Origin of the sequence: Clostridium celatum (assembly GCF_021412605.1) — a bacterium.
Taxonomy (GTDB): domain Bacteria; phylum Bacillota; class Clostridia; order Clostridiales; family Clostridiaceae; genus Clostridium; species Clostridium celatum.
Genome location: NZ_JAJKGM010000070.1, coordinates 1 through 7,740, shown reverse-complemented (window position 1 = coordinate 7,740; position 7,740 = coordinate 1). Strand labels below are relative to the sequence as shown.

Here is a 7,740-nt window from a genome sequence, read left to right as displayed (position 1 = left end):
CTCAGTTGGGAGAGCACTTGCCTTGCACGCAAGGGGTCAAGGGTTCGAATCCCTTTACCTCCACCAAAAGCTACGATTTGAATCGTAGCTTTTTTTTTATAAATTTATTTAAGTTATATCGATTGTCGTAAAATATATTAAAAATTGTTATTATTTATTATAAAAATTTTTGAAAAATATTATATAATTATATTACATACCTAAATTATATTTTGAGATTCTTATAAGTTAAGAATGGGAGTGAGTATTATGGATACAAAAGTAGATTTAGAAAAAAAAATTATACAATTGAAATTAGATAAAAGACAACTGGTATTAGCGGGGAAAGATACAAGTAAAATTGATAAAGAAATATTGCATATAAAAAGGGAATTAGATAATTTAGTAGTAACAAATAAATAAAAATTACAAATAAGAATATAAACAAAAAAACTTTCATAAATATTTAAAGGAATATATTTCCAAAATATAAGGAGGAATATTTATGATAAGAACTGTTGTGTGTGAAAAAGATGGGTGTAGTGGAAATTGTTTTTTTATACAAACTGAAGGGAATAATTTAGTATTAACTTGTCAAAAGTGTGGTACTAAATATGAATTTGATATAAGTTATTATGATTTTACAATACTATCTACTTGTTCCAAATGTAATAATAATGTATTTAAAATATTTAGAGATACAGATAAAGAAGGTATATATGCAAAGTGTGTAGAGTGTGGATCAGCTCCGGATAAGATTTATATTGATTCAGATGGTATTCAAGTATCATATGAAGGAAAATTACTAAATGATGTAAAAGAATTAATGTATTTAATAGAACAGAGAATATGCAATTTAGAAGTGAAATTACAAGATTTAGAAAGTAGTCAAGGAATTCTAGAAGAATCACTAGCTTATATAAATAGATATTTAGTAGAGAAAAATTAGGAGTGTTAAGTTATTAGGAGAAAAGTATGAAAAACAAAAGAATCATTATAAATTGGATATTATTAATATTATGGATTATAATAATATTTTTTATGTCACATCAACCAGCAGAGGTTTCTAATCAACAAAGTGATTTAATAATTCAAATATTTAATAAGATAGGATTAGATTTAAATAGTTATTTAGGAAGTTTAGCAACTTTTATTATTAGGAAGACAGCTCATTTTACTGAATACTTTATATTATATATTTTAGCTAATAATGTATTGAGGTATTATTTTAGCGATAAAAAGAAGCGAATCTATATATTAATATTTGTATTAATATATGCAATATCTGATGAAGTACATCAATATTTTGTACCGGGAAGAGCTATGGCATTAAGAGATGTTTTAATTGACTTTTCAGGAGGATTTACTGCTTGCTTAGTAGAAATAATATATAAGTATATAAAAAAGTAATAAAAAATATTATTAGTGTTCCACCTAAAAATTCAAATGTTATATTTAAATAATAAGACTTATACTAAAGAAAAAGATTTAGTATAAGTCTTTGTTTTTTCTATATTATGAAGTATATAAATAGATAAAAATATTAACTATTATGTATATTTTTAAATAGGGTTTATAGATTCATAGATTTGTTGTGTTTGAGAAATAGTTTAATATATACATCTAATTTAAACAATATAAATATAAATAGAATAATAATAAGTGATTAATGGTTAAACTATAAGTGATTAATGGTTAAACTATAATTTATTGGGAATAATTTTATATAAAGATAAAAAGCTTAAAAGTAATAGAATAAATTAATTATGTACTATTTAAGTTAGTAAGTTCATAAAGATTAAGTATAACTTAAAACAAAAGTTACCAGTAAAACTATAATCAATCTATATAAGAAAGGTGGGTGAAAGATAATACTATTCACTTTTAGTAGTATTATTGTATGTTATGAAAGACTATAATTATAAAAACCTGAGGAATGTAGGATTAATAGGCCATGGGGCAACAGGAAAAACATCTTTAGCAGAAGCTTTGTTATTTTATACAAATAACACTGATAGATTAGGTAAAGTAGAAGATGGTACGACTGTTATGGATTATGAACAAGAAGAAAAGAAAAGAGGTATATCATTATCTACTTCAATAGCATCATTTGAAGAAAATAATACTAAAATAAATATAGTAGATATGCCTGGATATTTTGATTTTCAAGGTGAAATGGTTCAAGGTATGAGAGCCGTAGATATAGCTACTATAGTTGTTTGTGCTGTATCAGGTGTTCAAGTAGGAACTGAAAAAGCATGGGATTATTGTGAAAAGATTAAATTGCCAAGAGCATTTTTTATAAATAAAATGGATAGAGAAAATGCTAGTTTTGATAAAACATTAGAGCAAATGAAAGAAAGATTTGGAATGAGTATAGTTCCAATTCAATATCCTATAGGAAAAGAAAGTGATTTTAATGGTATCGTTAATGTAATTTCTAAAACTGCATTACAATATAATCCTAAAACTTCTAAAATGGAACCTATAGATATACCAGAAGAATTAAAGGATAAAATAGATGAATGTAAGCAAATGATTATGGAAGCAGTGGCAGAAACTGATGAAGAATTATTAGATAAATACTTAAATGATGGTGAATTATGTGATGATGACATTTATGCAGGATTAATAAAAGGATGTTCACAAGGTGAAATTGCGCCAGTATTATGTGGTAGTGCGACAAAAGTCATTGGAATTAAATCAATGATAAATAGTATAGTCCAATGTTTCCCATCACCAGAGCATTCTCTTCCACAAAAAGCTATGAATTTAGCAATAAATGAAGAGGTTTTCATAAAAATTAATGAAGATAAACCTTTCTCAGCGTTAGTATTTAAAACTATAGCTGACCCATTTGTAGGTAAAATATCATTATTTAGAGTTATGACAGGTAAAATTAAAGGAGAATTAACAGTATTAAATAGTAATAAAGAAAAATCAGAAAAACTAAATCATTTATTTTTCATGAGAGGTAAAAATCAAATACCAACTCAAGAAATAGTTGCAGGAGATATTGGTGCTGTTTCAAAACTTCAATATACAGCTACTGGTGACACTTTGTGTAGTGAAGATTTTAAAATAATGTATGATAAGATTAATTTACCTAATGCTGTAATGCCAATGGCTATTTTACCTAAAGCAAAAGGTGATGAAGAAAAAATATCATTATCATTATCTAAATTAATGGAGGAAGACCCTGTATTTAAAGTTGAACGAGATGTTGAAAATGCTGAAACTATAATTTGGGGACTTGGAGAAACCCACTTAGAAGTTATTGCAAGTAGAATAAAGAGTAAATTTGGTGCAGATGTTTTATTACAATCACCTAAAGTTCCATATAGAGAAACTATTAAAGGCACTTCCGATGTTCAAGGTAAGCATAAGAAACAATCTGGTGGGCATGGACAATACGGAGATGTTAAAATTAAATTTGAACCAAGAAATGATGGAGAATTAGATTTAGAATTTGTTGATAAGGTTGTTGGTGGTGCAGTACCTAGAAACTTTATTCCAGCAGTTGAAAAAGGATTAAGAGATTGTATAAGTAATGGAGTTTTAGCAGGATATCCGGTTGTAGGATTAAAAGCAACTTTATATGATGGTTCATATCATCCTGTTGACTCATCAGAGATGGCATTTAAAATAGCTGCATCTATAGCTTATAAGAAGGGATTGGAATTAGCTAAGCCTATTTTATTAGAGCCAGTTATGAATGTTCAAATATTAGTACCAGATAGTTACATGGGTGATGTAATGGGCGATATTAATAAGAGAAGAGGAAGAGTTATAGGTATGGAACCAGAAGGAAAGGTACAAAAAATAAGTGCTGAAGTTCCTATGGCTGAAATGTTTAACTATGCAACAGATTTAAGATCCATGACTCAAGCTAGAGGAAGTTTTACAAGTGAATTCTTAAGATATGATGAAGTACCTGCAAATGAAGTTTCAAAAATTTTGGATGAAACAAGAAGATTAAGAGAAGAAGCGTAATATATTTATAAAACTTTAAAATTGTTCTGCTTTAAATAGATGAAGATTTTAAGCAGAACAATTTTTTTATAAATTTTAATTTAATATGAATAAAAAATATATAAGTACATAAAATAAAAATAATAAGAAATTGAAGTAATATGTTAATAAGCAGGGGGATTGTAATAGTAAAGAATAGGAGGGTAAAGAAATGCCAGACTATAAGATGGATATAAGAGGTAAATTAGGTTTAAGTGAATATAGTGATATACACGATTATATGGGGATAGTAGAGAAAAATGATAATTTTACTATAACTTTAGATAATTCCAATAAGCAACATATTAATGTAATTACATCAATGTTAAAGGAAAGTAATTTTTCAATTTTAGAGCAAGGAGTAAATAATTCAGGAGATTATTATATTAGTGCAAATAAATTTAAATAAAATCTCTAGAGCTATAGGCTTTAGAGATTTTATTTCTTTAATCATAATATGTATTCTTTAATGAAATATATGTAAATTTACAAATAAAAGGTTTATAATAATAAATACAATGTACTTTTGAGGTGATTTATGAATAAAGATAATATGAAACAAAATTTATATATAAATGAAGAAAGCATAGAGTTTTTATTAGGAAAATTTCTATGTGAAAATGATTTAACTATATCTACAGCAGAATCCTGTACTGGAGGAATGGTTGCTGCTAAATTAATTTCATATTCTGGAATATCAAATGTATTTTTAGAGGGAGCTATAACTTATTCAAATGAATCTAAAATGAAGAGACTAGGAGTTAAAAAAGAAACTTTAGATAAATATGGAGCAGTTAGCAAAGAAACAGCAGAGGAAATGGCAAAAGGAATAGCAATAGCAAGTGGTTCTAAAGTATCAATTGTAACTACAGGAATTGCAGGACCTGGAGGAGGAACAAAAGAAAAGCCAGTTGGATTAGTTTATATTGGAGTATATGTAGAAGGAAAAGTTATAGTTAATAAATATAACTTTGATGGCAATAGAGAGATGGTAAGAAAATCTGCTACAATAGCTGCATTAAATTTATTGATGGATCAATTATGTAAGTAATATATTTTTTAGATAATATTAATATGTATATAAGTAATATTAAGTATAATAACAAAAAATAATCCCCTAATTAAATATAAAAAATTAAAGGGATTATTTTTGTATATAAATAAAATGGGGGAGAGGCGATTAACTATGAAGTTTAAAACTTCATTAATATTATTATCAATTAAAAAAAATATATACAGTTAAAGGTAGAAAATTTTAAAATATTTTATATATAGGGGGATGGTTATGAAAAATGTATCTAGAGCAAATACATATTTTTTAATTATTTTATTATTACAGTTATTTTTACCTATACACTTAGTTTTTAAGATATTTAATATATCAGATGTGAGATTAATGTTATTTCTAAGTCATACAATAACATTCATAATACCAGCTATTATATATCTAATTGTAACTAAGCAATCAGCTAAAGAGGTATTAAAGTTAAATAAACTATATTTTAAAGATATTATATTATTAGTTGTGTTAGCATTTGTATGTCAACCGATAATGTCTTTTTTCTCACTTATATCTCAATTCTTTTTTGAAAATGAAATTGCAACATTTTTTGGACAAATAGTTGAAACACCATATATAGTATTGTTATTATTAATAGCTGTATTACCTGCAATTACAGAAGAAATAACTATAAGAGGAATTGTTTTATCAGGCTATAAAAATAAAAATATATATTTATCAGCAATAATAACGGGATTGTTATTTGGGATAATGCACTTAGATCCACAACAATTTTTATATGCAACAGCATTAGGTTTTATATTTGCAATAGTTGTTAGAATAACTAATAGTATATTTTCAGCATCATTAATGCATTTTTTAATTAATGGTACTTCTGTTACATTGCAAAAAATAATTAGTGTAGTTCCTCAAAATGATAATGTTATAGAACAAGCAACAGAAATAAGTTTAAAAAGTATGCCTTTAATTATGAAGATATATACAGGAGTTTTTTATGGTGGAATAGCAATAGCATTTGGAATAGTAGCTTTTTTCATATTAAGAAAACTAGCCAATATGAATATAAGAAGAGGTATAATAACAAGAGAAGATATTAGTATTAAACCTAGCGGAGAAAAGGAAAATATATTTAATATTCAATTTGTAGTTATAATAATTATATATTTATTATATATGATTATAGCGTTATGATAAATTTTTGATAAAATAATTATAGATAGCAAAAAAATAATGATATAACTTAAAAATTTATTTGTTAGTTTTTAAAGTTATATCATTATTTTTTATTTCATTAAATAATTAATTACATTCGATTTCTTTTATTTCAGAGTGTAAAGATATAAAATCAGAATCTTTAATCCAACCTCGACAATTATATTGACTATCAATAGGTAAATCAACATAGTACCATAGGGTATTATTTATGATTGCACTATCTAAAATATTAACTTCCATTTTAACTTCTAGCTTTTTTAATTTAGGAGAGTTTTGAAGAGGAGCTAAGAACACATCAATATTATTATTAGTTATAGCTGTTTTAATTGGTGGAGTAAGAAAACGGATATTTACATTTTCTAATTTTGAAAATGAATTTCTATATTGATTTCTAATATTATAAAATTGGTTAGATGTTGTTAATAATCTTTTCTTTATAAGAGCTAATTTTTTTTCATAATAAAAATACATAATAACAATTGCTACTATTAAAAGGATAATAATAATGTATTGCAAGATAACCTCCGATAAAAGTATTTACATTATAAGTATATTTTTTAGTAATTAAAAAATGCTTATAATGTAAAACCTCTTAATAATAATGTATGAAAGTTAATTTTAAGTTTAATTCTTGTGAGTATATTACTAATATTAAAAGATATAAATTTCAAGTATTATTAGAATAAATGAGTTTAGTTAAAATACAATAAAAAAAGTAAAAAAACATTTGACAGAATATGAGTAAATATGTATAATTAAATCATCAAGGCTCGATAGCTCAGTCGGTAGAGCAGAGGACTGAAAATCCTCGTGTCCCTGGTTCGATTCCTGGTCGAGCCACCAGGAAAGCAACTTACTTTTGTAAGTTGCTTTTTTTATTTTTAACAATATAAGTATATATCTAAATATAATGTTAGGTTTAAGTATATTAAATTTAGCAATTCAAAAACAAAATCACATTAACTGGTTTCAATAAGTGTTTAAAAAGGTAAAAATAAACCTTTATTTTATATAGGTTAATTGTTATAATTAATATTGTAATAAATTTCATTTAAAGTTAATTTTAAATTAAGAAATAATTAATATATAAATTATATAATTTAGATAAAAGATAAAAGATAAAAGATAAAAGATAAAAGATAAAAGATAAAAGGAGGAGATATAGATGTTAGAAAAGTTAATCTTATCTGATAAGGATTATGATTATTTAACAAAAGGTATAGCAATAGGTGTCATATTAGGCGTTATAGTAGGTACTATAATAGAGAATATAGTATTAGGATTTTCTGCTGGCGGAGTATTTGGAATTATAATAGCATTTATATATTCTTCATATAAAAAAATAAATAAACATATAGATAAGCTATAGTAGCAAATAATACTATTAAGTATATTTTAAGGCACACTATATAATTAATATTAATTATATAGTGTGCCTCCAGTTTGTTGAAAAACCCCCTGTTTAAAAACAGAGGGTTTTTCTATTATTAGTTGTGGATAAAATTTAATATTAA

The 7,740-nt window shown here is 25.0% G+C and carries 9 protein-coding genes and 1 tRNA gene; 9 read left to right on the top strand and 1 reads right to left on the bottom strand.

What is annotated here, in order from left to right:
* Window positions 1–249: 249 nt before the first annotated feature.
* The 7 genes from LPC13_RS16210 to LPC13_RS16180 all read left to right on the top strand — a co-directional run bounded on the left by LPC13_RS16210 (window position 250) and on the right by LPC13_RS16180 (window position 6,202).
* On the top strand, window positions 250–402 hold the full coding sequence (locus LPC13_RS16210) for a hypothetical protein (RefSeq protein ID WP_169317570.1): 153 nt from the start codon (window positions 250–252) through the stop codon (window positions 400–402).
* An 82-nt stretch (window positions 403–484) separates the two neighbouring features.
* A complete protein-coding gene (locus tag LPC13_RS16205) occupies window positions 485–928 on the top strand; it encodes a hypothetical protein (protein WP_005212973.1) in 444 nt (147 codons plus the stop codon).
* A gap of 26 nt (window positions 929–954) precedes the next feature.
* The gene (locus tag LPC13_RS16200; protein WP_005212972.1) at window positions 955–1,389 is read left to right on the top strand and encodes a VanZ family protein; all 435 of its coding nucleotides are present in this window, start codon (window positions 955–957) and stop codon (window positions 1,387–1,389) included.
* Window positions 1,390–1,884: 495 nt separating this feature from the next.
* Window positions 1,885–3,972, top strand: a complete 2,088-nt coding sequence (fusA, locus tag LPC13_RS16195; protein ID WP_195245637.1) for an elongation factor G — start codon at window positions 1,885–1,887, stop codon at window positions 3,970–3,972.
* A gap of 190 nt (window positions 3,973–4,162) precedes the next feature.
* On the top strand, window positions 4,163–4,399 hold the full coding sequence (locus LPC13_RS16190; protein WP_005212955.1) for a hypothetical protein: 237 nt from the start codon (window positions 4,163–4,165) through the stop codon (window positions 4,397–4,399).
* A gap of 129 nt (window positions 4,400–4,528) precedes the next feature.
* Complete coding sequence (locus LPC13_RS16185; RefSeq protein ID WP_005212952.1) at window positions 4,529–5,041, top strand: CinA family protein; 513 nt, start codon at window positions 4,529–4,531, stop codon at window positions 5,039–5,041.
* A 234-nt stretch (window positions 5,042–5,275) separates the two neighbouring features.
* Window positions 5,276–6,202, top strand: coding sequence for a CPBP family intramembrane glutamic endopeptidase (locus LPC13_RS16180; RefSeq protein ID WP_040419293.1), 927 nt, complete (start codon window positions 5,276–5,278; stop codon window positions 6,200–6,202).
* A gap of 108 nt (window positions 6,203–6,310) precedes the next feature.
* On the opposite strand, the gene LPC13_RS16175 is transcribed toward LPC13_RS16180, so the two are convergent.
* A complete protein-coding gene (locus LPC13_RS16175) occupies window positions 6,311–6,742 on the bottom strand; it encodes a hypothetical protein (RefSeq protein ID WP_040419292.1) in 432 nt (143 codons plus the stop codon).
* Window positions 6,743–6,993: 251 nt separating this feature from the next.
* On the opposite strand from LPC13_RS16175, the gene LPC13_RS16170 reads away from it, so the two are divergent.
* Both LPC13_RS16170 and LPC13_RS16165 read left to right on the top strand, forming a co-directional pair.
* Window positions 6,994–7,069, top strand: a tRNA-Phe gene (locus LPC13_RS16170).
* A gap of 322 nt (window positions 7,070–7,391) precedes the next feature.
* Complete coding sequence (locus LPC13_RS16165; RefSeq protein ID WP_005212939.1) at window positions 7,392–7,595, top strand: hypothetical protein; 204 nt, start codon at window positions 7,392–7,394, stop codon at window positions 7,593–7,595.
* The last annotated feature ends 145 nt before the right edge of the window (window positions 7,596–7,740 follow it).

Coding starts and splice junctions, on each gene's coding strand:
- LPC13_RS16210 (WP_169317570.1), top strand. CDS start 250: ATGGATACAAAAGTAGATTTAGAAAAAAAAATTATACAATTGAAATTA.
- LPC13_RS16205 (WP_005212973.1), top strand. CDS start 485: ATGATAAGAACTGTTGTGTGTGAAAAAGATGGGTGTAGTGGAAATTGT.
- LPC13_RS16200 (WP_005212972.1), top strand. CDS start 955: ATGAAAAACAAAAGAATCATTATAAATTGGATATTATTAATATTATGG.
- fusA (WP_195245637.1), top strand. CDS start 1,885: ATGAAAGACTATAATTATAAAAACCTGAGGAATGTAGGATTAATAGGC.
- LPC13_RS16190 (WP_005212955.1), top strand. CDS start 4,163: ATGCCAGACTATAAGATGGATATAAGAGGTAAATTAGGTTTAAGTGAA.
- LPC13_RS16185 (WP_005212952.1), top strand. CDS start 4,529: ATGAATAAAGATAATATGAAACAAAATTTATATATAAATGAAGAAAGC.
- LPC13_RS16180 (WP_040419293.1), top strand. CDS start 5,276: ATGAAAAATGTATCTAGAGCAAATACATATTTTTTAATTATTTTATTA.
- LPC13_RS16165 (WP_005212939.1), top strand. CDS start 7,392: ATGTTAGAAAAGTTAATCTTATCTGATAAGGATTATGATTATTTAACA.